Source organism: Caballeronia sp. LZ034LL, from assembly GCF_031451215.1.
GTDB lineage: Bacteria > Pseudomonadota > Gammaproteobacteria > Burkholderiales > Burkholderiaceae > Caballeronia.
The window spans coordinates 341,279-367,696 of the sequence record NZ_JARUXR010000001.1 but is presented as its reverse complement, the minus strand read 5'-3'; the positions used below and the strand labels follow the sequence as shown (position 1 = coordinate 367,696).

The window sequence follows — 26,418 nt, the reverse complement described above, 5'->3', positions numbered from 1 at the left end:
CATGCCCGTGTTACATTTCAGCGTCAAACACGCAAAACTACCATATCGCCGATTAGCCGCAGCATGTCCGACAGCAGACGATCCGTCGACCCGAACGAAGTTGGACAAGCCCAGCCCAGCGGCAACGCCGAGCGCGTGCTTTCACGCGTCTTCAGAATCGTTCTGGTCCTCGCGGCGGTGCTCTATTTCGCGGTCGCGGCCCTCTACATCGGCTTGCGTTACATCGTGCTGCCGCAGGTCGATTCGTTCCGGCCGCGCATCGAGCAGATGGTCTCGTCGAAGATCCACGCGCAGCTGCATATCGGGCGCATTTCCGCACGCTGGTCAGGGCTCTCGCCGACACTCGACATCGACAACCTGCGCATCGACGCCGCCGACGGCTCGCCCGGACTCGCCGTGCCGCACGCCAGCGCGAGCATCGCGTGGAGTTCGCTGGTGCGGCTGCGGCCCAAGCTCGCCGACCTGATCGTCGACGGACCGGACGTGATCATCGCGCGCAATCCGGACGGCGCGCTGAGCGTCGCGGGCGTGCCGCTTCCCACGCACCGCACCGGCTCGAACGCGTTCACGACCTGGCTGCTCGGCCAGGACCGCATCCTTCTGCGCGACGGCACGCTGCGCTGGCGCGATGCGCAGCGCGCGGCGCCCGAGATCGCGTTCAAGCGCCTGCAATTCGTGATCCTCAACCAGGGCACGCGCCATCGCGCCGCGCTCCAGGCGCCCGCCGACGGCGACGTGCTGCACGGGCCGCTCGACCTGCGCGCCGACTTCCGCCATCAGCCGTTCTCCGCGATGGGCGCGCCCGCGAACTGGACCGGCCGGCTGTACGCGTCCACCGGGCCGGTCGATCTGCCGATGCTCGCGCGCTATGTGAAGCTGCCCTTCCAGATGTTCGGCGGCCAGATCAACAACGAGATCTGGCTCAACTTCGCGGGCGGTCAGTTGCAGAACGCGACCGGCGAACTGACCGGCTCGAACATCAGCTTGCGCGTGCACCCCACGCAGCCGCGCCTCGACCTGCCGATCGCCCGCTTCGGCTGGACGGTCGCCAAGGACGACACCGCCTACACGCTCGAACTGCGCAACCTGCACGCCGAACTCGGCCAGATGCCGCTCGACGACAACACGCCGGTGTCGCGCCTGTTGGTGTCGCGTCTGCTCACGGCCACCTACCGGCCTGCGAGCGTCGGCAAGGGACAGCTGTTGCGGCTGACGGGCGATACCGTCGACATCGGCATCCTCGCGGAATTCGTGCGCGCGCTGCCGGTGCCGGCGAAGGTCCTCCACGAGCTGGTGCGCTTCAATCCGCGCGGCCAGGTATCGAACTACACGATCTACACAGAACGGGCCGCGCCGAAAACCGAGGAAGAAGCCGCCCAGCAGCACAAGAAGGGCGACGCCCCGCTGCTGCACTACGCCTTCAAGGGCGATCTCCAGGGACTCAGCGTGCAGGCCCAGGAACCGCCGCCGGGCCTCACGGTGAACAACCATCCGCGCGCGGGCATTCCGGGTGTCGAGAACCTGTGGGGCACGGTCGACGCCAACGAGAAGGAAGGCCGTATCACTCTCGACACGAAGAACGCGGCGATCATCATTCCCGGCGCCTTCGACGACCCGCGCCTCACGTTCGACACGCTGCAGGGCAAGGCGAACTGGAGCGTCGCCAACGCCATCGCGCCCGGCGAGCAGCGCCGCGCCTTCAAGATTCATGTCGATACGCTGCGCATCCGCAACGCCGACGCCGAAGCCGAAGCCACCGCCGACTACTGGAACCAGGGGCACGGGCGCGGCAATCTGGACCTGAAGGCGAAGGTCGCGCACCTGAAGGTCACGCGGCTGGTGCGCTATCTGCCGACCAGCCTGAACGAGCGCGTGCGCGTGTATCTCGGCCACGCGCTGCAAGCGGGCACCGCGAAGAACGGCACGATCGAAGTGCATGGCGACCTCACGCGCTTCCCGTACGCCAAGTTCCCGAACGACGGCGTGTTCCGCATCAACGCGCCCTTCACCGGCGGCAAGTTCGATCCCACGCCGTTCCCGCCGCGCACGATGGCCAACGGCCTGCCGAATTTCTGGCCGGCGTTCGAGGGCATCGACGGCACCTTTACGCTCGCGCAGAACAAGCTCGGCTTCGACATCGACCACGGCCATTACCGTGGCGTGAAGGTGTCGAAGGTGATCGGGCGTATCGACGACACCGGCAATCGCGAGACCAGATTGTGGATCGACGGGAAAGCGCGCGGCCCGCTCGCCGACATGCTCCAGTACGTGGACGACAGCTCGCTCGGCCTGATGGCGAAGCACCGCACGCGCAATATCGCCGCAAAGGGCGACGCCCTGCTCGACCTGACGCTCGGCATTCCGCGCTACCGTCCGCCCGCGCCGCAGCCGCCGCTCAAGACCGACTACAAGGGTTCCCTCACCTTCGCCGACAACGAAGTGGCCTACGGCAAGCTGCCGCCGCTCACGCATCTGCGCGGGCGCGCCGACTTCGGCGCGAAGACCGTCAGGCTCGATGGACTGACCGCGGAACTGCTCGGCGGCGACGTGCGCGCGAAAGGCGGCGTGCAGCCGGACGGCAGTTATGCGATCGACGTGAACGGCCGTCTCGGCGCGGACGCAGCGGAACGGCTGAACACGCACATCAGCCCGCAGGTAGTGCAGTTCATGAAGCGCATCAACGGCAGCGCGCCCTACGAAATGCACGTGCGCGGCACGAAGAACGCGCTGCCGAACGTGCAGGCGAGTTCGGATCTCGCGGGCCTCTCGATCGATCTGCCGGCGCCGTTCGGCAAGGCGCAAGGCACGCCGATGCCGTTCTCGTTCAGCTTCGAGCCGACGCCGGGCGGACCGTCCGACCTGCACGACGCCGAATTCACCCTCGGGCCGGTGCACGCGCACTACGTGCTGCAGCAGATCGGCCGCGCGCAGGTGAAGATCGATCCGCAGAACGCCGCGCAACCGATGAACATGCGCGCGCAGCTGAAGGTGGCGCGCGGCGCGATCGCCGTGAACAAGCCTGCCGATCTGCCGGCCGAGGGCGTGAGCGCCGTCGTGGATCTCGACGAACTCGACGCCGATGCCTGGCGCAAGACCTTTGCCGAAATCAGCGCGGCGACGCCGGCAAGCGCGGCCGCCGCCAATGCGGAACCCGACGCGCCGCGTCCGCCCATGAGCGAAAACGTACGGCAGTTCATTCCGACGCGCGCCGCCATCCACTTCACGACGCTCAGGCTGCTCGACCGGAAATGGGAAAACGTCGTGATCGGCGCAAGCGAGACGGATCGCAAGTGGCAGGCGAACGTGGCGTCGAACCAGGTATCGGGCTATCTCGCCTGGACGCCCGGCGCTACGAAGGCGAGCCCCGGCACCTTGCAGGCGCGCTTCGCCAAGGTCGTGATTCCGGAGAAGACCGAGAACGATCTCGTCGGCCGGGTGATCCGCAAGCCGCCGCGCAACATGCCGACGATCGATCTCATCGTCAACGAACTGGTGTTCCGCGGTCACAGCCTCGGGCGGCTCGAAGTGGATGCACACAACGAAGTCGTGGCTGACGAACCGATCTGGACGCTCGACAAGCTCGAACTCGACAACCCGGACGCCACCCTCACCGCACGCGCGACCTGGCGCACGCTGCCGGGCACCATGACACCGACCGCGCAGGCCGTGCCGCCCGACACCCTGCCCTACGACACCGACGACGGCCTCGCGCGCCGCACGTCGCTCGACTTCCGTCTCGACGTCAGGAACGGCGGCCAGCTGGTCGACCGCTTTGGCGCGCCGCATGTGGTGAACGCGGGCAACGGCACCGTTTCCGGCGAGGCGGCCTGGAACGGCGGCCCGACCACGCCCGATCCGGCCACGCTCGAAGGCAAGCTCGCCGTGGATCTGCATCACGGCCAGATCCTGCGCGCGCCGGGCGCGGCGAAATGGCTCGGCATCTTCAGCCTGCGCAGCCTCGCGAACCTGCTGACCCTGCATTTCGAGGACGTCGTCGGCAAGGGGCTGCCGTTCGAGAAGATCACGGGCAACGCGCGCATCGCCGACGGGATCGGCCGCACGGACGACTTCCTGATGGTCACGTCGCCCGCGCGCGTGCAGATGCAAGGTCTCGTCGATCTGCCCAAGCAGACGCAGGACCTGCACCTGAAGGTGATCCCGACCGTCGGCGCGGGCGTAGCCGCGATTCCCGCCGCGGTCATCAACCCGCTGCTGGGCCTCGGCGTGCTGGCAGCAGACATCGCGCTGTCGGCGTCGATCCGCAAGGCCTTCGCCGTCGACTACGCCATCACCGGTTCCTGGACTAAACCGGTCGTCCAGCGACTCAAGGGCGATCAGGGTAAGATCGAAACACCCGCGGCCGCCGTCGCGCCGAGCGCCGTCCAGTAACAACACGGACGTGCGCCGGTCACGGCGGCGCTGAATTCGCCCCCTTCAATTCGTCCCCTTTTTCCTTCAGCGCACCCAAGGACATGAGCGAAACATCGAGCGAAGGCGCGGCCCCGTTCCAGGTCGCCGCGCTGCAGATGGTCAGCACGCCGGACCGCGAGCGCAATCTGGCCGCCGCCGGTCAACTCATCGCAGAAGCCGTCCGCCGTGGCGCGCAACTGGTTCTCCTGCCCGAGTATTTCTGCTTCATGGGCTTCAAGGACACGGACAAGCTCGCGATCCGCGAGCAGCCCGGCAGCGGTCCCATCCAGCAGTTTCTGGCCGACTCGGCCCGCGAGCATCGTGTGTGGATCATCGGCGGGACGTTGCCGCTGCAATCGCCGGAAGCGGAGCGCGTGCTCAACACGACGCTCGTCTTCGATCCGCACGGCAAGCAGGTCGCGCGCTATGACAAGATTCATCTGTTCAATTTCGAGAAGGGCGAGGAATCGTTCGACGAAGCGCGCACCATCTGTCCCGGCAGCGAAGTGCGCACGTTCGAGGCGCCGTTCGGACGCGTCGGCTTGTCGGTGTGCTACGACCTGCGCTTTCCGGAGCTGTACCGGGAACTCGGCGACTGCGCGCTGATGGTCGTGCCCTCGGCCTTCACCTGGACCACCGGCAAGGCGCACTGGGAAACGCTGCTGAAGGCGCGCGCCGTCGAAAACCAGTGCTACGTGCTGGCCGCGGCGCAAGGCGGCACGCACGAGAACGGCCGCCGCACCTGGGGTCACAGCATGCTGATCGATCCGTGGGGCGAGATCGTCGACGTGAAGGACGAAGGGCCGGGTGTCGTGCTCGGCGGCATTGATGTGCAGCGCATCGCCGCCGTGCGACAGAGTCTGCCGGCGTACCGGCACCGCGTGCTTGCGTAGAAGTCGCGTAGAAGACTTAAAGATGCGGGTTTCTCCCCGCACATGAACTGACAGAATCAGACCTTAGAATAGTCTTTGATTCGTCTGAATTATCACCGAACGCGTCGTCACCGACGCAACAGGCACCGAACAGGCACCGCATGAACATCATCGAACCCGGCATTCGCAACCTGGTCACGGCAAAAGACGTTTTGCTCACGCCGTACGGCCTCGACGAAGGGCTGATCACCCGCACGCTCGCGGAAATCTTCGAGCATCGCATCGATTACGCCGACCTCTATTTCCAGTCCACGCGCAGCGAAGCGTGGAGCCTGGAGGAAGGCATCGTCAAATCCGGCAGTTTCAGCATCGATCAGGGCGTCGGCGTGCGCGCCGTCTCCGGTGAACGCACCGCCTTCGCCTACTCCGACGATCTCTCGGCCGACTCCATCCGCCAGGCGGCCATCGCGACCCGCGCGATCGCGAAAGCCGGCGGCGGCAAGCACAAGATCAAGTCGGCCAGCGCGCTGACGGGCGTCTCCGGCCGCGATCTGTACCTGCCCGCCGATCCCCTGCACTCGCTCGAGGCGCACGCCAAGGTCAAGCTGCTGGAGCGCGTCGAGCAGATGGCGCGCAGCAAGGACCCGCGCATCACGCAGGTGATGGCGGGCATGGCCGGCGAATACGACGTCGTGCTGGTCGCGCGCAGCGACGGCGCGCTCGCCGCCGATGTGCGCCCGCTGGTGCGCGTCTCGGTGACCGTGATCGCCGAACAGAACGGCCGCCGCGAGATCGGCACGGGCGGCGGCGGCGGACGCTTCGACTACGGCTATTTCACCGACGCCGTCCTGCAGAAATACGTCGATGACGCCGTGCATGCCGCGCTCGTGAACCTGGAAGCGCGCCCCGCTCCGGCCGGCGCGATGACCGTCGTGCTCGGGCCGGGCTGGCCCGGCGTGCTGCTGCACGAGGCGATCGGCCATGGCCTGGAGGGCGACTTCAACCGCAAGGGTTCGTCGGCGTTTGCGGGACGGATTGGCGAACAGGTCGCGGCGAAGGGCGTCACCGTGGTCGACGACGGCACGCTGCCGAACCGCCGCGGCTCGCTCAACATCGACGACGAAGGCAATCCGACCCAGTGCACGACGCTGATCGAGGACGGCATTCTCAAGGGCTACATCCAGGACTCGCTCAACGCGCGCCTGATGAAGATGCCGGTGACCGGCAATGCGCGCCGCGAATCCTACGCCGCGCTGCCGATGCCGCGCATGACCAACACCTACATGCTCAACGGCGACAAGGATCCGCAGGAGATCATCGGGTCCGTGAAAAACGGCCTGTACGCGGTGAACTTCGGCGGCGGCCAGGTCGACATCACCAACGGCAAGTTCGTGTTCTCGGCCTCCGAGGCGTACATGATCGAGAACGGCAAGGTCACGTATCCGGTGAAGGGTGCGACGCTGATCGGCAGCGGCCCGGAATCGCTCAAGTACGTGACGATGATCGGCAACGACATGTCGCTCGACAGCGGCGTCGGCGTGTGCGGCAAGGAAGGCCAGAGCGTGCCGGTGGGCGTCGGCCAGCCGACGCTGCGCATCGAGAAGATGACCGTCGGCGGCACCGTCTGATTATGCGAAGAACGTGCGGGATTTCCGCGTCGTCTGGGCTCGAAACATGCGCCTTGACTGAAAACGATGCGGATTTTCCGCGTTCTTCCCCGCGCGGGCTTGCCAGCCTCGCGTGCCAGAGGTTATAAACGCAGACACTACTTTTTCGCCCGTACTGATTCCGCCATGTCCGCCAAGTTTTATTTTTATTTCTTTTGGCATCTCAAGCCGCTGGCGGATGGAGAGGGGTGAGTACCGGTTGAACAAACCAAATTCCCGAAAACCGCCAGCGAGTCTGGCGGTTTTTTTTCGCCTTGCCGCCGTGCCGAATAGCGCTGGAACTGTCCTGTTGGAGAAACGAAATGCCCCCGCACAATACCGATGACGTCCGCATCCGCGAGTTGAAAGAGCTGACCCCGCCCGCGCATCTGATCCGCGAATTCCCCTGCGCCGAACCGGTTTCCGAACTCATCTACAACGCGCGGCAGTCGATGCACCGCATTCTCCACGGCATGGATGACCGGTTGATCGTCATCATCGGGCCGTGTTCCATTCATGATCCGAAGGCGGCGATCGAGTACGCCGGACGCCTCATCGAGCAGCGCAAGCGCTTCGAGGGCGAGCTGGAAATCGTCATGCGCGTGTACTTCGAGAAACCGCGCACGACGGTGGGCTGGAAGGGGCTCATCAACGACCCGTACATGGACAACAGCTTCAAGATCAATGACGGCCTGCGCGCCGCGCGCGAGCTGCTGATGCACATCAACGAGCTCGGGCTGCCCGCCGGCACGGAATACCTCGACATGATCAGCCCGCAGTACATCGCGGACCTGATTTCCTGGGGCGCGATCGGCGCGCGGACCACGGAATCGCAAGTGCATCGCGAGCTGGCTTCGGGGCTGTCCTGCCCGGTCGGCTTCAAGAACGGCACGGATGGCAATGTGAAGATCGCCGTCGATGCGATCAAGGCGGCGTCACAGCCGCACCATTTCCTGTCGGTGACGAAGGGCGGCCATTCGGCGATCGTCTCCACCGCCGGCAACGAGGACTGCCACATCATTCTGCGCGGCGGCAAGACGCCGAACTACGACGCGGCGAGCGTCGATGCCGCCTGCAGCGACATCGGCCGAGCGGGTCTGGCGGCGCGTCTGATGATCGACGCGAGCCACGCGAACAGCTCGAAGAAGCATGAGAACCAGATTCCGGTGTGCGCGGACATCGGGCGTCAGCTGGCTGCGGGCGATGAACGGATTGTCGGCGTGATGGTGGAATCGCATCTGGTCGCCGGAAGGCAGGACCTGAAGGAAGGGTGCGAGCTGACCTACGGGCAGAGCGTCACCGATGCGTGCATCGGGTGGGACGAGAGTGTTGGGGTGCTCGAAGGGCTGGCGGAGTCGGTCAAGCTGCGCCGGGTGGCGCGGGGTGGGGGGAATTAAGGAGTGAGCGCGGGTCGACGTCATGAGCGCTCATGGACGTTGGCCCGCGTGGAGCAGACGGCTATTCCTTCGCCTCCCTCTTCCACAACACATCCGTCCCGCCATCCACCCGATTCAACACCCGCGCCAGCACGAACAACAAATCCGACAACCGGTTCACATACCGTCTCGGCGCGTCATTCACGCCCGCGCTTTCCACCCGTCCCAACGCCACGATCGCCCGTTCCGCCCGCCGGCACACCGTCCGCGCGACATGCGCCACCGCCGCCGCGCGCGATCCGCCCGGCAGAATGAATTCCTTCAACGGCGGCAGCGTCGCGTTGTACTCGGCGAGCCACGCATCGAGTTGCGCCAGATGCGCCTCCTCGATCATCGAATGCCCCGGAATCGACAGCTCACCGCCCAGATCGAACAAATCGTTCTGGATCCGCGTCAGCGCGTCGCGTACGTCGGTGGGCATCGGCTCGCACAGCAGGACGCCGAGCGTCGAATTCAGTTCATCGACGTCGCCGATCGCCGCAATGCGCGCATCGTCCTTCGACACGCGGCGGCCATCGCCCAGACCCGTGGTGCCGTCGTCACCGGTGCGCGTCGCGATCTTGCTCAAACGATTTCCCATCATCTGCTCCCGAAGCCTCAAGAAACCTGCCGGCCCATTATAGGCACGCAAGAACGCGCGCCCGGACCTCCAATCCGCCCCGTCGAGCCGCGCCCCAAAAGCGTAAAATGAAACAAACAGGGCGCATGGCCGCACACGAAAAGCACGGCCATCCACGCCGAGCCCTGTCGGCCGCATCGGACCGTCGAGCGAAAAAGCGAAAAACGCAACGTCCGTACCCAGCGCGCCGGAGACACACCGAACCCACCGCACGACAACTCGCGCCGCCCGGAGACCCCGCCCGTGAACCATCCGAACGAACCCCACGTCTTCCAGAAGCGCCCCTTCCCCGCCGCGCTGCTCGAAGCCCTGCAACAGCAATTTGCCGAACGCGTCTCCATCGCCCAGGCCGTGCGCGAACATCACGGCCGCGACGAATCGCCGTTCGATCCGCAACTCCCCGACGCCGTCGTCTTCGCGCGCAGCACCGAGGAAGTGCAGGCCATCGTCAAACTCTGCGCGCAGCACGATGTGCCGGTCATTCCCTACGGCAACGGCTCGTCGCTCGAAGGTCATCTGCTCGCGGTCCAGGGCGGCGTCAGCATCGACCTGTCCGAGATGAACCAGGTCGTCTCCATCAATGCCGAAGACCTCACCGTCACGGTCCAGCCGGGCATCTCGCGCAAGCAGCTGAACGAAGCGCTGCGCGACACCGGCCTGTTCTTTCCGATCGATCCCGGCGCGGACGCCAGCATCGGCGGCATGACCGCGACGCGCGCCTCCGGCACCAACGCCGTCCGCTACGGCACGATGCGCGAGAACGTCCTCGGCCTCACGGTCGTCACCGCGGACGGCCGCGTCGTCAAGACCGGCACGCGCGCCCGCAAATCGTCTGCAGGATACGACCTCACGCGGCTTTTCGTCGGCTCGGAAGGCACGCTCGGCGTGATCACCGAAATCACCGTGCGGCTCTATCCGCAGCCCGAAGCCATCTCCGCCGCCGTGTGCGCGTTTCCGTCGATCGGCAATGCCGTGCGCGCCGTCATCGAGACCATCCAGATGGGCGTGCCGATTGCCCGCGTCGAATTCGTCGACACGCTCGCCGTGCGCGCCATCAACCGACACTCGAACCTGACCCTGCGCGAAGCCCCGATGCTGTTCTTCGAGTTCCACGGCACCGAATCCGGCGTGCAGGAACAGGCGCGCACCGTGCAGGACATCGTCGCGGAACATGGCGGCGAAGACTTCGAATGGGCAACCCGTCCCGAGGACCGCAGCCGCCTCTGGAACGCCCGCCACAGCGCCTACTTCGCGATGCTGCAGCTCAAGCCGGGCTGCCGCGCCGTCACCACCGACGTCTGCGTGCCCATTTCGCGTCTCGCCGAATGCGTCGACGAAACCGAACAGGACCTGATCGCCTCGACCTTGCCGTGCCCGATCGTCGGCCACGTCGGCGACGGCAACTTCCACGTCGCCATGCTGCTCGACCCGGACAAGCCCGAAGAACTGGAGGAAGCCGAGCGCATCAACCACCGGATCGTCAGCCGCGCGCTGAATATGGCTGGCACCTGCACCGGCGAACACGGCGTCGGGCTGCACAAGATGGGCTTCATGCTGGAAGAGCACGGCGCGGATGCGATCGGCGTGATGCGTGCGATCAAACAGGCGCTCGATCCCAAAAACCTGATGAATCCGGGGAAAATCTTCACTTTCGAAGGCTGACGAAGTCGCGCAAGATGCACGGATGACCTGAGCGCACGCAGAACGGCGCGCACGAAAGCGCACTCACAGCGCAGGCATCGCAAGGCATCACCAGGCATCACAAGGAGGAGACATGAACGCCCCCGACGAGCTCAAGCCCGGGCACGTAGTGCCGGAACTGTCACACGAAGACGCGCCTGAACTGACCGAAGACCAACTCGCCGTGCGTCAGCGTGAAGTGGTGCAGGCGCTGATGGCCGTGCTTCCCACGCATTGCCTGCTGTTTCGCGACGAAGACACCGCCGCGTACGAATGCGACGGTCTCGCCGCCTACCGGCGCCTGCCGCTCGCCGTCGCGCTGCCGGAAACCGAAGCGCAGGTGCAGCGCGTGGTGCAGATCTGCAACCGCCTCGCCATTCCCATCGTGCCGCGCGGCGCGGGCACCGGCCTCTCCGGCGGCGCCATGCCCATTCGCCACGGCATCGTGTTGTCGCTGGCGCGCTTTCGCAAGATCGTCGAAGTGGATCCGTATGCGCGCACCGCCACGGTCCAGCCGGGCGTGCGCAACCTCGCCATCTCCGAAGCCGCCGCGCCTTACGGGCTCTACTACGCGCCAGATCCGTCGTCGCAGATCGCCTGCACCATCGGCGGCAACGTGTCCGAGAATTCCGGCGGCGTGCATTGCCTGAAGTACGGCCTGACCGTGCATAACGTGCTGCGTGTGCGCGCCGTGACCATGGACGGCGATGTCGTCGAGTTCGGCTCGCTCGGGCCAGACGCGCCGGGCCTCGATCTGCTCGCGGTGCTGATCGGCAGCGAAGGCATGTTCGCGATCGTCACCGAGATCACGGTCAAGCTGATTCCGAAGCCGCAGACCGCGCAGGTGATCATGGCCAGCTTCGACGATGTCGTGAAAGGCGGCGATGCGGTCGCGGCGATCATCGCCGCCGGCATCATCCCGGCCGGCCTCGAAATGATGGACAAACCCGCGACGCGCGCCGTCGAGCAGTTCGTCAACGCGGGCTACGACCTCGACGCCGCCGCCATCCTGCTGTGCGAGTCCGACGGCACGCACGACGAAGTCGCCGAGGAAATCGTCCGCATGACGGCCGTGCTGCGCGAACACGGCGCCTCGCGCATCCAGATCTCGCGCTCCGAAGCCGAACGGCTCAAGTTCTGGTCGGGCCGCAAGAACGCGTTCCCGGCCGCGGGCCGCATCTCGCCCGACTACTACTGCATGGACGGCACGGTGCCGCGCCGCTCCATCGGCCCCTTGCTGAGACGCATCGAGGAGATGGAGAAGAAGTACGCGCTGCGCTGCATCAACGTGTTCCATGCCGGCGACGGCAACATGCATCCGCTGATTCTCTTCAACGGCAACGACCTCGACGAATGGCATCGCGCCGAGGCCTTCGGCTCCGACATTCTCGAATGCTGCGTCGAGCTGGGCGGCACGGTGACGGGCGAACACGGCGTGGGCATCGAGAAGATCAATTCGATGTGCGTGCAGTTCTCGCCGGAAGAGCGCGACGCTTTCTTCGCCGTGAAGCGCGCCTTCGACCCGCCCGGCCTGCTCAATCCCGACAAGGGCATCCCGACGCGTACGCGCTGCGCCGAGTACGGCAAGATGCACGTCCGAGGCGGCCTGCTGCCGCATCCCGAACTCGAGCGCTTCTGAAGCGCCGGCATGCCCTTTCCCGCGCGCCGCGTGTGCGGCGCGCGTTCCGCTATCCATGTTTCTCCGAGTGCGGCGGCGTTAAGCGGCCGGTACAATCGATCGGACAGCCGTCAGAAGTCAGCACGCTGAATCAGACAAGTCGAATCACGACATCGACGCTCAGACGGAACACTCATGGAACAGGACGACATCGTCGCCGGCTGGTCGGAACGGATCGCCCGGGCCACCGGCAACGGCACGCCGCTGCGCATCCGCGGCGGCGGCACGAAGGACTGGTACGGCCAGACGCTCCAGGGAGAGATCCTCGACTCACGCGCGTACCGCGGCATCATCGCCTACGATCCGGCTGAACTCGTCATCACCGCGCGCGCCGGGACGCCGCTCGTCGAGATCGAAACGGCGCTGCGCGAACACGGCCAGATGCTGCCGTTCGAACCACCTCACTTCGGCCGCAATGCAACGCTCGGCGGCTGCATCGCCGCGGGACTCGCCGGCCCGCGCCGCGCCTGGACCGGCGCACCGCGCGACTTCGTGCTGGGCGCCGTCGTGATGAACGGCCACGGCCAGGCGCTGCGCTTCGGCGGCCAGGTGGTCAAGAACGTCGCGGGCTACGACGTCGCGCGGCTTCTCGCCGGTTCGCTCGGCACGCTCGGCCTGATCCTCGAACTCTCGATCAAGGTGCTGCCGCGTCCCGTTGCCGAAGCCACGCTCAAGTTCGACATGCACGCCACCGACGGCGTGCGCAAGCTCAACGAATGGGGCGGCCATGCGCTGCCGATCTGCGGCAGCGCATGGCGCGACGGCACGCTCGCGCTGCGTCTCGCCGGCGCGGAAGCGGCCGTGAAGACCGCACGCACCGCGCTCGGCGGCGAAGTGGTCGACGCGGTCGAAGCAGACCGCTTCTGGATCGGCATGCGCGAGCAGACGGATCCGTTCTTCGCGGTGATCGAGCCGCGCTCGGCGCTGTGGCGGCTCGCGTTGCCGTCGATCGCGGAGCCGCTGCATCTGCCGGGCGCACAGCTGATGGAATGGGGCGGCGCGCAGCGCTGGTGGATCACCGACACCGATCCGCAGACCGTACGCATCAGCGCCAAGCAGGCCGGCGGCCACGCCACGATCTTCCGCGCGGGCTCCGCTTATGACCGCAATGCCGGTGTGTTCACGCCGCTGCCCGCGCCGCTGATGAAGATTCATCGCGGGCTGAAGGCGGCCTTCGATCCGGCGCGCATCTTCAATCGCGCGCGGCTGTATCCCGATTTCTAGACGCATCGCTGGCCGAACCGGAACTGAACGATGCAAACGAATCTCGCCGAATTCATCCGCGGCACCGCTGACGGCGACGAAGCCGACGCCATCCTGCGCAAGTGCGTGCATTGCGGCTTCTGCACGGCGACCTGCCCGACCTATCAACTGCTCGGCGACGAACTCGACGGACCGCGCGGACGCATCTACCTGATGAAGCAGATGTTCGAAGGCGCGCCGGTCACGCGCAGCACGCAGCTGCATCTGGACCGCTGCCTCACGTGCCGCAACTGCGAAAGCACCTGCCCTTCGGGCGTGCAGTACGGACGGCTGGTCGAGATCGGCCGCAAGGTGGTGGAGCAGAAGGTCGAACGGCCGCTGCGGAGCCGCCTGCAACGGCGCCTGCTCGCGAGTTTCCTGCCCAACAGCACGCTGTTCACGCCGGCCATGAAGCTGGGCCAGCAGTTCCGCAGCCTGCTGCCGCGCTCGCTGCGCGCGAAGATTCCGGTGCCCGAACGGCCGCTCGCCGCGCCCACGCGCAAGCACGAACGCAAGATGCTGATGCTGTCCGGCTGCGTGCAGCCCGCGATGATGCCGAACGTGAACACGGCCACGGCGCGCGTGTTCGATGCGCTCGGCATCGAGATCGTGACCGCGCCGGACGCGGGCTGCTGCGGCGCGATTCGCCTGCATCTGGGCTACAACGACGACGCGCTCGACGACGTGCGCAACAACATCGATGCGTGGTGGCCGTACGTGGAAGACGGCGTCGAGGCGATCATCATGAATGCCTCCGGCTGCGGCGCGACGGTGAAGGAATATGCGCACCTGCTGCGCCATGATCCGAAATACGCGGAGAAGGCGCGGCGTATCGTCGACATGACGCGCGACCTGGCCGAGATCCTGCCGATCTACGAGGAAGAGCTCGTCGCGCTGGCGCGGCGGCGCAGCGTGCATACGGTGGCGTTTCATCCGCCCTGCACGCTGCAGCACGGCCAGCAGATCCGCGGGCATGTCGAGCAATTGCTGACCTCGCTCGGCCTCGACGTGCGCCTGCCCGCCGACGCTCATCTGTGCTGCGGATCGGCGGGAACCTACTCGGTGCTGCAGCCGAAGCTCTCCTATACGCTGCGCAACCAGAAGCTCGACCGGCTCGAGAAACTCGAGCCGCAGCTGATCGTGTCGGCGAATGTCGGCTGCATTGCGCATCTGCAGAGCGGCACGTCCACGCCCGTTACGCACTGGATCCAGCTGGTGGAGCACCTGATCTACGGATAAGGCGTTCGTATAATGACGGATCAAACATCGAGCCTGACAAAGGCCGTTTCAAAGCATGTCCATCGCCCACCATCTCGAAGAAGTCCGGCAGCGCATCGCCCAGGCCGCGCATGACGCATCGCGCGATGCCTCGTCGGTCGCGCTGCTCGCCGTCACCAAGACCTTTCCCGCCGCCGACGTGCGCGCCGCCTTCGAAGCCGGCCAGCGCGCCTTCGGCGAGAACTACGTGCAGGAAGGCACCGGCAAGATCGCCGAACTCGCGGATTTACGCCGCGACATCGAATGGCATTTCATCGGGCCGCTGCAATCGAACAAGACCCGCGTGGTCGCCGAGCAGTTCGACTGGGTGCATTCCATCGACCGGCTGAAGATCGCCGAACGGCTCTCCGCGCAACGTCCCGAAGGCTCGGCCGCGCTCAATGTCTGCATCCAGGTGAACGTCAGCGGCGAGGCCTCGAAAAGCGGCGTCGAGCCGCACGAGGCCGCCGCGCTCGCGCATGCGGTCGCGGCGCTGCCCGGCCTGCGGCTGCGCGGCCTGATGGCGATTCCCGAAGCCGCGGAAACACTCGACGCACAACGCCGGCCGCTCGCGCGTTTGCGCGAGCTGATGGCCGCCTTGCGCGCCGACGGCCTCACGCTCGACACGCTCTCGATGGGCATGTCCGCCGATCTCGAAGCCGCCGTGCTCGAAGGCGCGACCCTGGTGCGCATCGGCACCGCGATCTTCGGCAGGCGCACCACCTCTCACTGACTCTCTTCTCATCATGAAAATCGCATTCATCGGCGGCGGCAACATGGCCGCGGCGCTCATCGGCGGACTCATCAAGCGCGGCACGGCGCCCGCCGACATCTTCGCCATCGACATCAACGACGAAGCCCGCGCGCGCACCGCGAAGCAGTTCGGCGTGGCGACCGGCGCCGCCATCGACGGGCAGCTCGCCGGCTTCGACGCCATCGTGCTCGCCGTGAAACCGCAAGTCCTCAAGAGCGTGGGCGAAGCGCTCGCGCCGCATCTGTCGAAGCAGACCGTCATCAGCATCGCCGCGGGCATCCGGGCGACGGACCTGTCGCGCTGGCTCAACGGCTACACGCAGATCGTGCGCACGATGCCGAACACGCCCGCGCTGATCGGCATGGGCGTCACGGGTCTCGCCGCGCTGCCGGGCGTGAGCGAGGCCGCGAAGGCGCTGGCGTCGCAGGTGCTCGAAGCGGTCGGCACGGCCGTCTGGTTCGACGACGAAGCGCAGCTCGACGCCGTCACCGCGATCTCGGGCAGCGGCCCGGCCTACGTGTTCTATTTCATCGAGGCGATGCAGGAAGCGGCGCGCCGTCTCGGCCTCGACGATGAACAAGGCCGCGCGCTCGCCGTCGCCACCTTCACGGGCGCGGCGCAATTGGCGGCGCAATCGGGGGAACCCGCGAGCGTGTTGCGCGAACGCGTGACCTCGAAGGGCGGCACGACGGCGGCGGCGCTCGCGTCGTTCGACGCGCAAGGCGTGAATGAAGCGATCGTGCGCGGCGCGCTGGCGGCCGAGGCGCGTGCGAAGGAAATGGGCGACGAACTGGGCGCGGCCTGAGGCGTTACCGTTCAATCCGCCCGATATGACAACGGCAGCCGAGGCTGCCGTTTTTTCTTTTACGTCATCGCGTAATGCAGCGCGATGCCCGCGAACAACATCCCGCCGAGCCAGTTGTTATGCTTGAACGCCGCGAAGCACGCCATGCGCTCGCGGTTTCGGATCAGGCCATAGTGATAGACGGCGCAGGCCGCCGCCGCCAGCCAGCCGAGCCAGTAGAGCCAGCCGAAGCCGAGCGCCACGCCGATGCCCACATAGATCGCCAGCGTGGCGGCATAGCACAGCATGACAGCGGTCACGTCGAAGCGGCCGAAGGTGAGCGCGGAGGTGCGGATGCCGATCTTGATGTCGTCGTCGCGATCGACCATCGCGTATTCGGTGTCGTAGGCCACCGACCAGAACACGTTGGCGGCGAGCATGATCCACGCGAGCATCGGCACATGGTTCTGCACGGCGGCGAAGGCCATCGGAATGCCGAAGCCGAACGCGATGCCGAGATACGCCTGCGGAATCGCGAAGAACCGCTTGGTGAACGGATAGCTGCCCGCGACGAACAGCGCGAACACCGACAGTTCCTTGGTGAGCGTGTTGAGCGGCAGGATCAGCAGGAAAGCGACGAGCGCGAGCGCCGCCGCCAGCGCCACCGCTTCCCACGCCTTGACCTTGCCCGAGGTGATGGGACGCTCGGCAGTGCGCTTCACGTGGCGGTCGAAGTCGCGGTCGGCATAGTCGTTGATCGCGCAGCCCGCCGAGCGCATCAGGATCGTGCCGACGATGAAGATGACGAGGAGCATCGGCTGCGGCCGGCCGTCCGACGCAATCCACAGCGCGTTGAGCGTCGGCCACAGCAGCAGCAGGCTGCCGATGGGCTTGTCGAGGCGCACGAGGCGCATGAAGAGCGGAAGTCGGGCGAACATGGCGGAAGTCGGGACAGGAGAGACGGCAAACGCGATGCGGCTATTTTAGAGCAGCGCGTTCGAACCCATCCAAAAGCACAAACCCCGCATGAGAGCGGGGTTTGCGTGATGTCGAAGCGTGATGTTGAAGCGTGACGTCGCAGCGTGCTTCGACGCTCAGGCGAGCATCGCGCGCAGCATCCACGCGGTCTTTTCGTGCGTCTGCATGCGTTGCGTGAGCAGGTCGGCGGTCGGCTCGTCGTTGGCGGCTTCCGTCGCCGGGAAGATTTCGCGCGCCGTGCGCACCACCGCTTCCTGGCCTTCCACCAGCTGGCGGATCATCTCTTCCGCAGCCGGCACGCCGTCCGCTTCCGGAATCGACGACAGCTTCGCGAAGTCCTTGTAGCTGCCCGGCGCATGCACGCCCAGCGCACGGATGCGTTCCGCGATCGAATCGACGGCCAGCGCGAGTTCGTTGTATTGCGTCTCGAACATCAGGTGCAGCGTGTTGAACATCGGACCCGTGACGTTCCAGTGGAAGTTATGGGTCTTCAGGTACAGCGTGTACGTATCGGCCAGCAGACGGGACAGGCCGTCGGCAATCTTCTTGCGGTCCTTGTCGCTGATGCCGATGTTGACGGCAGGTGCAGTGCCTTTCTTCGCCATGATGACTCCGTGAGAGCGTGGTTCGAACGGTGCGGACACCGGGCATCGGCCTGAATACCCGGCGTCGCGAGCGCTCGACAGTTTAGCGTAGAAATGGGGAGCGCTTCATGACGCGTGATGCGCTTCCCGCCTTCTCATGCTGCGGCAATCCCACTTGCCACGACGACGCCATACGCCGCCGCGACCATCCCGAACGCCAGCGCGACACGCACGCCGCGCGAGGCGTTCACGCTGACGGCTTCGATGTGATCGACCGCCTGGGCGATATGGTTCAACGCTTGAGACATGATGAGTTCTCCCGGTATTGCTAACTACCGCTGTCAGACAGCGGCTTCGTCCGTCACATCGAGGGTCTGGCCAAGTTGCGCCAGCGCGGCGACGACACCTTCCGCGTACGCCGGATTGATACGGCGGAAATGCTCGATCTGCCGCGCGACGATATCGTTCGGCACGCCATGAATGTGCCGCGCGATGTTGCCGAAGAAGCGTTCGCGCTGCGCGTCATCGAAGAGGGCGAACAGCGCCGCCGGCTGGCTGTAGTAATCGTCGTCCTCCCGATGGTCGTAGCGGTACACCGTGCCGCCCGCGAGCGGCGGCTCGTTCGCTGCCGCATCCTGCGCGAATTCGCCGTAGCGGTTCGGCTCGTAGTTCACGCGGCCGCCGAGGTTGCCGTCGGTGCGCATCGCGCCATCGCGGTGAAACGACTGGCCAACCGGCGCGCGCGGCGCATTCACCGGCACCTGGTGATGATTGATGCCGAGGCGATAACGCTGCGCATCGCCGTACGAGAACAAGCGCCCCTGCAACAGCCGGTCAGGCGAAAAGCCGATGCCCGGCACCACATTGGCCGGCGTGAAGGCCGCCTGCTCAACGTCCGCGAAGTAGTTCTGCGCGTTGCGGTTCAACTCGAGCGTGCCGACATCGATCAGCGGATAGTCCTTGTGCGGCCAGACCTTGGTAATGTCGAACGGATTCATCCGCGATTCGGCCGCCTGCTCTTCCGTCATCACCTGGATGCGGAAATTCCAGCGCGGGAATTGGCCTTCATCGATGCTCTGCACCAGATCGCGCTGCGCGCTCTCGCGATCCTGCGCGATCACGGCCGCGGCTTGCGCGTCGGTGTAGTTCTCGATCGGCTGCTGCGACTTGAAGTGGAACTTGACGTAGAAGCGCTCGCCGTCTGCGTTGATGAACGAGAACGTGTGCGAACCGAAGCCATGCATCTGCCGATAGTTCTTCGGAATGCCGCGGTCGCTCATGAGGATCGTCACCTGATGCAGCGACTCCGGATGACGCGACCAGAAGTCCCACGCGGCCACGTTGCTGCGCATGTTGGTGTACGGGTCGCGCTTCTGCGTATGGATGAAGTCGGGGAACTTGAGCGGATCGCGGATGAAGAACACCGGCGTGTTGTTGCCGACCACGTCCCAGTTGCCTTCCTCGGTGTAGAACTTGATCGAGAAGCCGCGCACGTCGCGCTCGGCGTCCGCCGCGCCGCGTTCGCCGGCAACGGTCGAGAAGCGCATGAAGACCGGCGTTTCCTTGCCGACTTCCGAGAACACTTTGGCCTTCGTATAGCGCGAAATGTCGTGCGTCACGCGGAACGTGCCGAACGCGCCCGAACCCTTCGCATGCACGCGGCGCTCGGGAATCACTTCGCGGTCGAAGTGCGCGAGCTTCTCGACGAGCCAGAAGTCCTGCAGTGTCACCGGACCGCGCGGGCCGGCGGTCTGCGCATTCTGGTTGTCGCCGACGGGCGCGCCTGCGGCGGTCGTGAGTCGTTGGGTCGTCATCGTGGTGTTCCTTGTTGTGGTTCGAATGGGATCGGTCGGCCGGGCTCTGACTCAGGCTTTGACTCAGGCTGCGGCGCGGGCGAAGTCGGCGAGTACGCTGACCGCAACGCGACGCCAGGTCTCGAAGCGCGCGGTGAAGGTGAATGGGCGGGTCATCGACTTTCTCCGGTTCGGGCGTCCACCGTTGTTGGGGACCGATGGAAGGAGCTTAACTAATGCTATCGATTTTTATAATTTGATTAATTTTATCTATCTGATAGGTGCAGTGAGGCGCAGTGCGGCCGCCCAAATGACAACGCGCCGCGTCCCTTTCGGAACGCGGCGCGTCAGATGCAGCAGGCGTGTGCGGCCTAGTTGACCGCCACCGGCATGTCCAGCTTTCTCACGCCCGGCAGGTCGCATTGCGCGATGGCGTCGGAAATGGCGTCGATGGCCGGCAGCCGCGTGAAACTCTTGCGCCAGGCCAGCACGACGCGGCGGTCGGGCACGGGTTCGTCGAAGGGCACGTAGCTCAGCAGCCCCGAGTCGATGCCCGGCGCGTGCGGCTTGACCTCGCTCACCGACATGCGCGGCAGCACCGTGATGCCCACGCCGCTCGCCACCATATGGCGGATGGTTTCCAGCGACGAACCCTCGAAGGTCTTCTGGATGCCGTCGGCGTTCTGCGAAAAGCGCATCAGCTCCGGACACACGCCGAGCACGTGATCGCGGAAACAATGTCCGCTGCCGAGCAGCAGCATGGTTTCCTGCTTGAGATCGTCGGCATCAATCTTCGCGCGGTTCTCCCACGCGTGACCGGACGGCATCGCGACGACGAACGGCTCGTCGTACAGCGCGCGCACCATGAGCCCGGTTTCGGGGAACGGCAGCGCCATGATCGCGACATCGATTTCGCCCTGCTTCAGGAGCTCGATCAGCTTGAGCGTGTAGTTTTCCTGGAGCATCAGCGGCATTTGCGGGACCGCCTTGATCATCTGCTTGACCAGCGTCGGCAGCAGATACGGCCCGATGGTGTAGATCACGCCGAGCCGCAGCGGCCCGACCAGCGGATCCTTGCCCTGCTTGGCGATTTCCTTGATGGCGAGCGTCTGTTCGAGCACGCGCTGCGCCTGCGTCACGATCTGCTCGCCGATGGGCGTCACGCTGACTTCGCTCGTGCCGCGCTCGAAGATCTGCACATTCAGTTCGTCTTCGAGCTTCTTGATTGCCACCGACAGCGTCGGCTGGCTGACGAAGCACGCCTCCGCCGCGCGGCCAAAATGCCGTTCGCGCGCGACCGCGACGATGTACTTCAGTTCAGTGAGCGTCATTGGGGGCCAATGGAAGACATTGATTCAATAGGTTTGAGTTATACACCTGCCGGCGCCGATTCGACAACCTTTGCCGGTTCGCCGCTCCGATGCGGCCAAATAGGGACCGACATGACGCCGGCGAGTTCACGTTCATGTCTTATAAATCACGCCTTCAGATACTGTTCGCGCACGCCGAGCCAGCGGGCGAGATGGCGCGTGACGGCATCGGGGAACGTGGCGAGCATCGCGTCGGCGGCCTGGCGGGCGGGCTCGATCAGCCAGCCGTCGTTCTCCAGGCTCGCGAAGCGCAGCATCGCCTCGCCCGACTGCCGCGCGCCGAGGAACTCGCCCGGCCCGCGAATCTCGAGATCGCGCCGTGCGATCTCGAAGCCGTCGGTGGTTTCGCGCATCGTCGCGAGGCGCGCGCGGGCGGTCTGCGACAGCGGATTGGCGTACATCAGCACGCACACGGACGCGGTGCTGCCCCGCCCGACGCGCCCGCGCAGCTGATGCAACTGCGCCAGCCCGAAGCGCTCGGCGTGTTCGATCACCATCAGCGAGGCGTTCGGCACGTCGACGCCCACTTCGATCACCGTCGTCGCGACCAGCAACTGCACTTCGTTGCGCGCGAACGCGTCCATGACCGCTGCTTTCTCGGCGGGCGCGAGCCTGCCATGCACGAGTCCCACGCGCAGTTCCGGCAGCGCGGCCACCAGCGTCTCGAAGGTTTCGACGGCCGTCTGCAACTGCAAGGTCTCGCTTTCCTCGATCAGCGGACAGACCCAGTACACCTGCCGTCCGGTCAGCGCTGCCTCGCGCACCCGGCCGATGATCTCGTCGCGGCGGCCATCGGACACGATCTTGGTCAGGATCGGCGTGCGGCCGGGCGGCAGTTCGTCGATGGTCGAGACGTCGAGGTCCGCGTAATAGGTCATCGCGAGCGTGCGCGGGATCGGCGTGGCGGACATCATCAGCTGGTGCGGCTGGAAGTCGCGCGCGCCGTCGGCTGCGTTCTGCGCCTTGGCGCGCAATGCGAGCCGCTGCGCCACGCCGAAGCGATGCTGTTCGTCGACGATCACGAGTCCGAGCCGCGCGAATTCCACCGCGTCCTGGATGATCGCGTGCGTGCCGATCACCAGTTGCGCCGTGCCGAGCGCCGCTGCTTCGAGCGCGGCGCGCTTGTCCTTCGCCTTGAGACTGCCGGCGAGCCACGCGACCGACACGCCGAGCGGCTCCAGCCAGCCGCGCAGCTTGCGCGCGTGCTGCTCCGCGAGGATTTCGGTGGGCGCCATGAGCGCGGCCTGATACCCGGCGTCGATGGCCTGCGCCGCCGCGAGCGCCGCGACGATCGTCTTGCCGCTGCCGACATCGCCCTGCAGGAGACGCTGCATCGGATGCGGCAGGGTCAGCTCCGTGGCGATTTCCGCGACCACGCGCTGCTGCGCGCCGGTCAACGCGAACGGCAGCGCCTGCAACAGGCGCGTGACGAGCGACGCTTCGTCGGCAGGCGCGCGGCGCGGCATGGCGGGCGCGGAGCGGCGGCGGCGTTCCTCGTGCGCGCGCTTGAGCGAAAGCTGCTGCGCGAGCAGTTCCTCGAACTTGATGCGGGTCCAGGCGGGATGCGTGCCGTCGATCAGCGCGGTCTCGTCGGAATCCGCGCGCGGGTGATGCAGCGTCTTCACGGCATCGAGCAGCCCGGGCACGTTGAGCGGCGCGAGATGCGCGCGCGCGATCGGCTCCGGCAGCAGTTCCGGCAGCGACACGCGCCCGAGCGCGGAATCGATGGCCTTGCGCAAGTAACCCTGCGAGATGCCCGCCGTCGACGGATACACTGGCGTCAGCGCCTGCGGCAGCGGCGTGTCTTCATCCACCGGGCGCACCGTGGGATGCACCATCTCCATGCCGAAGAAGCCGCCGCGCACGTCGCCGCGCACCCGCAGGCGCACGCCGATGGCCATCTGCTTGACCTGCGAGCCGTAGAAGTTGAGGAAGCGCAGCGTGAGTTCGTCGCCGGCGTCATCGTGGATCTTCACGAGCAACTGGCGGCGCGGACGGTAGGCGATCTCGTTGTCGAACACGACGCCTTCGGTCTGCGCGTTGTCGCCAGGAATGAGTTCGCCGACGGGCGTGAGCGAGGTTTCGTCCTCGTAGCGCATCGGCAGGTGCAGCACGAGGTCAATGTCGGACTTCAGGCCGAGCTTGGCGAGCTTGTCCGCGGTCTTGACGATGGTCTTCGGCTTCTCGTCGGCCTTGGCCTTCGGCTCCGCCTTGGCCCGCTTGCGCGCGGGCGCGACGGCGCGCGGCGCTTCGCCGTCCTCCACGGACAGCGGATCGGTCGAGGTGACGCGGCGGTCGGACAAGGGCATCTAATCTCTTCGCAAGTACAATATGAGGTTTGTTCGGCGCGCTTTTGCCGCGTTCGTGCCTTTCTTCACGCCCATGTTCACGCTTTCCGATTTCGATTTTAATCTGCCGCCCGAGCTGATCGCGCAGAGCGCGCTCACCGAGCGCAGTGCGAGCCGTCTGCTCGAGGTGGACAACCACGCCGCGCCCGCCCGTTTCACCGACCGCCGTTTCGCCGAACTGCCGGCCCTGCTCGACGCCGGCGACCTGCTCGTCTTCAACGATACCAAAGTGCTCAAGGCGCGCTTCTTCGGCCAGAAGGCCAGCGGCGGCCGCGTCGAGGTGCTGGTCGAACGGCTGACGGGCGCAACGACGGCGCTGGCGCAGATCCGGGCCAGCAAGAGCCCGCCGGAAGGCAGCACGATCCGCCTGGCGGACGCGTTCGACGTCACCGTGGGCGAGCGTGTCGAGCCGTTCTACACGCTGCATTTCCCCGCCGATTGCCTGACGCTCATCGAGCAATACGGCCGTCTGCCGCTGCCGCCGTACATCGAGCACGACGCCGACGCCTACGACGAAACCCGCTACCAGACCGTCTACGCGGCCAATCCGGGCGCCGTGGCCGCGCCGACCGCGGGTCTGCACTTCGACGAAGCGCTGTTTGCCGGGCTGGACGCACGCGGCGTCGAGCGCGCGACGCTCACGCTGCACGTCGGCGCGGGCACGTTCCAGCCGGTGCGCGTGGAAAATATCGCCGAGCACACGATGCACAGCGAGTGGTACGACCTGCCGCAGACGCTCGTGGACCGGATCGCGGCCGTCAAGGCGCGCGGCAACCGCGTGATCGCGGTCGGCACGACCTCCATGCGCGCGCTCGAAGCCGCCGCCCGCGACGCCGCCGAGGCCGGCCGCCCGCTCGCGGCCACCCAGGCAGAAACGGATATCTTCATCACGCCGGGCTACGCCTTCCGCGTGGTCGACCGGCTCGTGACGAACTTCCACCTGCCGAAGTCGACGCTGATGATGCTCGTCTCGGCGTTTGCCGGGATGGACACGATCCGCGACGCGTACCGTCACGCGATCGAGCAGCGCTACCGCTTCTTCAGCTACGGCGACGCGATGCTGCTGACGCGGCAAGACTGAATTCCTCAACCACACTTTGCGCCGGACTGTTTTCCGGTTGCAGCGGAGTCTCATCGATGACCGAAGGTCACGCCACCCCGCCCGAGAACGGGCTCAAGTTCGAATTGCTCACCACCGACGGCCAGGCGCGCCGCGGCCGTCTCACGCTGAATCACGGCGTGGTCGAAACGCCGATCTTCATGCCGGTCGGCACCTACGGCACCGTCAAGGCCATTCAGCCGCGCGAGCTCGAAGAGATCCGCGCGCAGATCATCCTCGGCAACACCTTTCACCTCTGGCTGCGGCCGGGGCTGGAAGTGATCGGCGCGCACGGCGGCCTGCACCGCTTCATGGGCTGGAATCGCCCGATCCTGACGGACTCGGGCGGCTTCCAGGTGTTTTCGCTCGGCGACCTGCGCAAGATCACCGAGGACGGCGTCACCTTCGCGTCGCCGATCAACGGCGACAAGCTGTTCCTGTCGCCCGAAGTGTCGATGCAGATCCAGAAGGTGCTGAACTCGGACATCGTCATGCAGTTCGACGAATGCACGCCCTACGCCACCCAGGGCGTGCCGACCTCGCACCAGGACGCCGCCGATTCCATGCGCATGTCGATGCGCTGGGCCAAACGCTCGATCGACGAATTCAACCGGCTCGGCAATCCGAATGCGCTGTTCGGCATCGTGCAGGGCGGCATGTTCGAGGACCTGCGCGACGAGTCGCTCGCGGGACTGTCCGAGATCGGCTTCCATGGGCTCGCGATCGGCGGGCTGTCGGTGGGCGAGCCGAAGGAAGACATGATGCGCGTGCTGAACCATATCGGCCCGAAGCTGCCGGCCGAGAAGCCGCACTACCTGATGGGCGTCGGCACGCCGGAAGACCTGGTGGCGGGCGTGGCGGCCGGCGTCGACATGTTCGATTGCGTGATGCCCACCCGCAACGCGCGCAACGGATGGCTGTTCACGCGCTTCGGCGATCTCAAGATCAAGAACGCGAGCCACAAGAATTCGATGAAACCGCTCGACGAAAGCTGCGGCTGCTACACCTGCCGCAATTTCACGCGCGGCTACCTGCATCACCTACATCGCGTGGGCGAGATTCTGGGCGCGCAACTCAATACGATCCACAACCTGCACTACTACCTTGAATTGATGGGCGAAGTGCGCGAATCGATCGAAAACCATACGTTCGAGGCGTTCCGCAAGACTTTCGCGGAGAATCGCGCGCGCGGCGTGGATTGACCCGGACCGGAAACGCACGCCCAAGCATTACAATCTGCTTGCTATTGCTTGCGGTTTATGCCGCGAAGGCCAAGGAAATCGCCTCTTCATCGCCGGATAACAGCTTGAAGACAAAGCGCATTCCTGAAGTCTCGCGACAAATGCGGGTGGTAGAATAGCCGGCTAATTTCATTCGAGATTATCGAACGTATTCATCGAACGCTTTTTTTGCGTCATAACGGAGAGACCAACGTGTCGTTCATTTCCAATGCCTTTGCACAAGGCACCACCGCGAGCAGCGCGGAATCGAGCCTGATGAGCTTCCTGCCGCTCATCCTGATGTTCGCGGTGCTGTACTTCATCATGATCCGCCCGCAGATGAAGCGTCAGAAGGAGCATCGCAACATGCTCGCCGCCATGGCCAAGGGCGATGAAGTGGTGACGAACGGCGGCATCGTCGGCAAGATCACGAAGGTGACGGACGCATACGTGGGCGTGGAAATCGCCGAAGGCACGGAAATCACCATCCAGAAGGCATCCGTGACCACCATCCTCCCGAAGGGCACGATCAAGTCGCTGTAAGGCCACCTGTTCCGCCGCGTCCGGCGCGGCCTCGCCGCCGGGCGTCGGATTCCCCCGACGCCCTTCCGCGCACACCGCCGGACGCCCTCTCCCCGAAGCCAACTT

Annotated in this window: 20 protein-coding genes; 13 read left to right on the top strand and 7 right to left on the bottom strand. The window is 65.8% G+C overall.

What is annotated here, in order from left to right; genetic code table 11:
• The first annotated feature begins 63 nt into the window (after nucleotides 1-63).
• From QCE83_RS01745 to aroG, 4 genes are all read left to right on the top strand, one after another.
• Nucleotides 64-4,389: an AsmA-like C-terminal region-containing protein gene (locus QCE83_RS01745; protein WP_309807258.1), complete on the top strand. Its 4,326-nt coding sequence runs from the start codon at nucleotides 64-66 to the stop codon at nucleotides 4,387-4,389.
• An 83-nt stretch (nucleotides 4,390-4,472) separates the two neighbouring features.
• Complete coding sequence (locus tag QCE83_RS01740) at nucleotides 4,473-5,303, top strand: carbon-nitrogen hydrolase family protein (RefSeq protein ID WP_309807257.1); 831 nt, start codon at nucleotides 4,473-4,475, stop codon at nucleotides 5,301-5,303.
• A 140-nt stretch (nucleotides 5,304-5,443) separates the two neighbouring features.
• Nucleotides 5,444-6,910, top strand: coding sequence for a metalloprotease TldD (gene tldD / locus QCE83_RS01735; protein WP_309807256.1), 1,467 nt, complete (start codon nucleotides 5,444-5,446; stop codon nucleotides 6,908-6,910).
• A 341-nt stretch (nucleotides 6,911-7,251) separates the two neighbouring features.
• Entirely contained in the window at nucleotides 7,252-8,325 is a 1,074-nt protein-coding gene (gene aroG, locus QCE83_RS01730) for a 3-deoxy-7-phosphoheptulonate synthase AroG (RefSeq protein ID WP_309807254.1), read from the top strand.
• Between the two features lie 61 nt (nucleotides 8,326-8,386).
• Here the strand turns inward: aroG and QCE83_RS01725 are convergent, their stop codons facing one another.
• The gene (locus QCE83_RS01725; protein ID WP_309811376.1) at nucleotides 8,387-8,944 is read right to left on the bottom strand and encodes a cob(I)yrinic acid a,c-diamide adenosyltransferase; all 558 of its coding nucleotides are present in this window, start codon (nucleotides 8,942-8,944) and stop codon (nucleotides 8,387-8,389) included.
• Between the two features lie 282 nt (nucleotides 8,945-9,226).
• Here QCE83_RS01725 and QCE83_RS01720 point away from each other — a divergent pair, with 282 nt between their 5' ends.
• The 6 genes from QCE83_RS01720 (at nucleotide 9,227) to proC (ending at nucleotide 16,399) form a co-directional block, all read left to right on the top strand.
• Nucleotides 9,227-10,645: an FAD-linked oxidase C-terminal domain-containing protein gene (locus QCE83_RS01720; protein WP_309807253.1), complete on the top strand. Its 1,419-nt coding sequence runs from the start codon at nucleotides 9,227-9,229 to the stop codon at nucleotides 10,643-10,645.
• A 112-nt stretch (nucleotides 10,646-10,757) separates the two neighbouring features.
• Nucleotides 10,758-12,302 carry an FAD-linked oxidase C-terminal domain-containing protein gene (locus QCE83_RS01715; RefSeq protein WP_309807252.1) on the top strand — a complete coding sequence of 515 codons (1,545 nt, stop codon included), beginning with the start codon at nucleotides 10,758-10,760 and terminating at the stop codon, nucleotides 12,300-12,302.
• A 174-nt stretch (nucleotides 12,303-12,476) separates the two neighbouring features.
• Entirely contained in the window at nucleotides 12,477-13,565 is a 1,089-nt protein-coding gene (gene glcE / locus QCE83_RS01710; RefSeq protein ID WP_309807251.1) for a glycolate oxidase subunit GlcE, read from the top strand.
• A 30-nt stretch (nucleotides 13,566-13,595) separates the two neighbouring features.
• On the top strand, nucleotides 13,596-14,822 hold the full coding sequence (glcF, locus tag QCE83_RS01705; protein ID WP_309807250.1) for a glycolate oxidase subunit GlcF: 1,227 nt from the start codon (nucleotides 13,596-13,598) through the stop codon (nucleotides 14,820-14,822).
• A gap of 55 nt (nucleotides 14,823-14,877) precedes the next feature.
• A complete protein-coding gene (locus QCE83_RS01700) occupies nucleotides 14,878-15,573 on the top strand; it encodes a YggS family pyridoxal phosphate-dependent enzyme (RefSeq protein ID WP_309807249.1) in 696 nt (231 codons plus the stop codon).
• Between the two features lie 13 nt (nucleotides 15,574-15,586).
• Nucleotides 15,587-16,399: a pyrroline-5-carboxylate reductase gene (gene proC / locus QCE83_RS01695; RefSeq protein ID WP_309807248.1), complete on the top strand. Its 813-nt coding sequence runs from the start codon at nucleotides 15,587-15,589 to the stop codon at nucleotides 16,397-16,399.
• Between the two features lie 59 nt (nucleotides 16,400-16,458).
• Here the strand turns inward: proC and ubiA are convergent, their stop codons facing one another.
• From ubiA to recG, 6 genes are all read right to left on the bottom strand, one after another.
• Nucleotides 16,459-17,316, bottom strand: a complete 858-nt coding sequence (gene ubiA, locus QCE83_RS01690; RefSeq protein WP_309807247.1) for a 4-hydroxybenzoate octaprenyltransferase — start codon at nucleotides 17,314-17,316, stop codon at nucleotides 16,459-16,461.
• Nucleotides 17,317-17,472: 156 nt separating this feature from the next.
• Nucleotides 17,473-17,961: a Dps family protein gene (locus QCE83_RS01685; protein ID WP_309807246.1), complete on the bottom strand. Its 489-nt coding sequence runs from the start codon at nucleotides 17,959-17,961 to the stop codon at nucleotides 17,473-17,475.
• A 134-nt stretch (nucleotides 17,962-18,095) separates the two neighbouring features.
• The gene (locus QCE83_RS01680; protein WP_309807245.1) at nucleotides 18,096-18,248 is read right to left on the bottom strand and encodes a hypothetical protein; all 153 of its coding nucleotides are present in this window, start codon (nucleotides 18,246-18,248) and stop codon (nucleotides 18,096-18,098) included.
• Between the two features lie 33 nt (nucleotides 18,249-18,281).
• Nucleotides 18,282-19,754, bottom strand: coding sequence for a catalase (locus tag QCE83_RS01675; protein ID WP_309807244.1), 1,473 nt, complete (start codon nucleotides 19,752-19,754; stop codon nucleotides 18,282-18,284).
• A 350-nt stretch (nucleotides 19,755-20,104) separates the two neighbouring features.
• Complete coding sequence (locus QCE83_RS01670) at nucleotides 20,105-21,064, bottom strand: LysR substrate-binding domain-containing protein (protein WP_309807243.1); 960 nt, start codon at nucleotides 21,062-21,064, stop codon at nucleotides 20,105-20,107.
• 146 nt (nucleotides 21,065-21,210) lie between these two features.
• Entirely contained in the window at nucleotides 21,211-23,412 is a 2,202-nt protein-coding gene (recG, locus tag QCE83_RS01665; protein WP_309807242.1) for an ATP-dependent DNA helicase RecG, read from the bottom strand.
• A 73-nt stretch (nucleotides 23,413-23,485) separates the two neighbouring features.
• Between recG and queA the strand changes: the two genes are divergently transcribed.
• The 3 genes from queA to yajC all read left to right on the top strand — a co-directional run bounded on the left by queA (nucleotide 23,486) and on the right by yajC (nucleotide 26,313).
• Nucleotides 23,486-24,532: a tRNA preQ1(34) S-adenosylmethionine ribosyltransferase-isomerase QueA gene (gene queA / locus QCE83_RS01660; RefSeq protein WP_309807240.1), complete on the top strand. Its 1,047-nt coding sequence runs from the start codon at nucleotides 23,486-23,488 to the stop codon at nucleotides 24,530-24,532.
• Nucleotides 24,533-24,588: 56 nt separating this feature from the next.
• Nucleotides 24,589-25,752: a tRNA guanosine(34) transglycosylase Tgt gene (tgt, locus tag QCE83_RS01655; protein WP_309807239.1), complete on the top strand. Its 1,164-nt coding sequence runs from the start codon at nucleotides 24,589-24,591 to the stop codon at nucleotides 25,750-25,752.
• Nucleotides 25,753-25,983: 231 nt separating this feature from the next.
• On the top strand, nucleotides 25,984-26,313 hold the full coding sequence (gene yajC, locus QCE83_RS01650; RefSeq protein WP_309807238.1) for a preprotein translocase subunit YajC: 330 nt from the start codon (nucleotides 25,984-25,986) through the stop codon (nucleotides 26,311-26,313).
• Nucleotides 26,314-26,418: the final 105 nt, after the last annotated feature.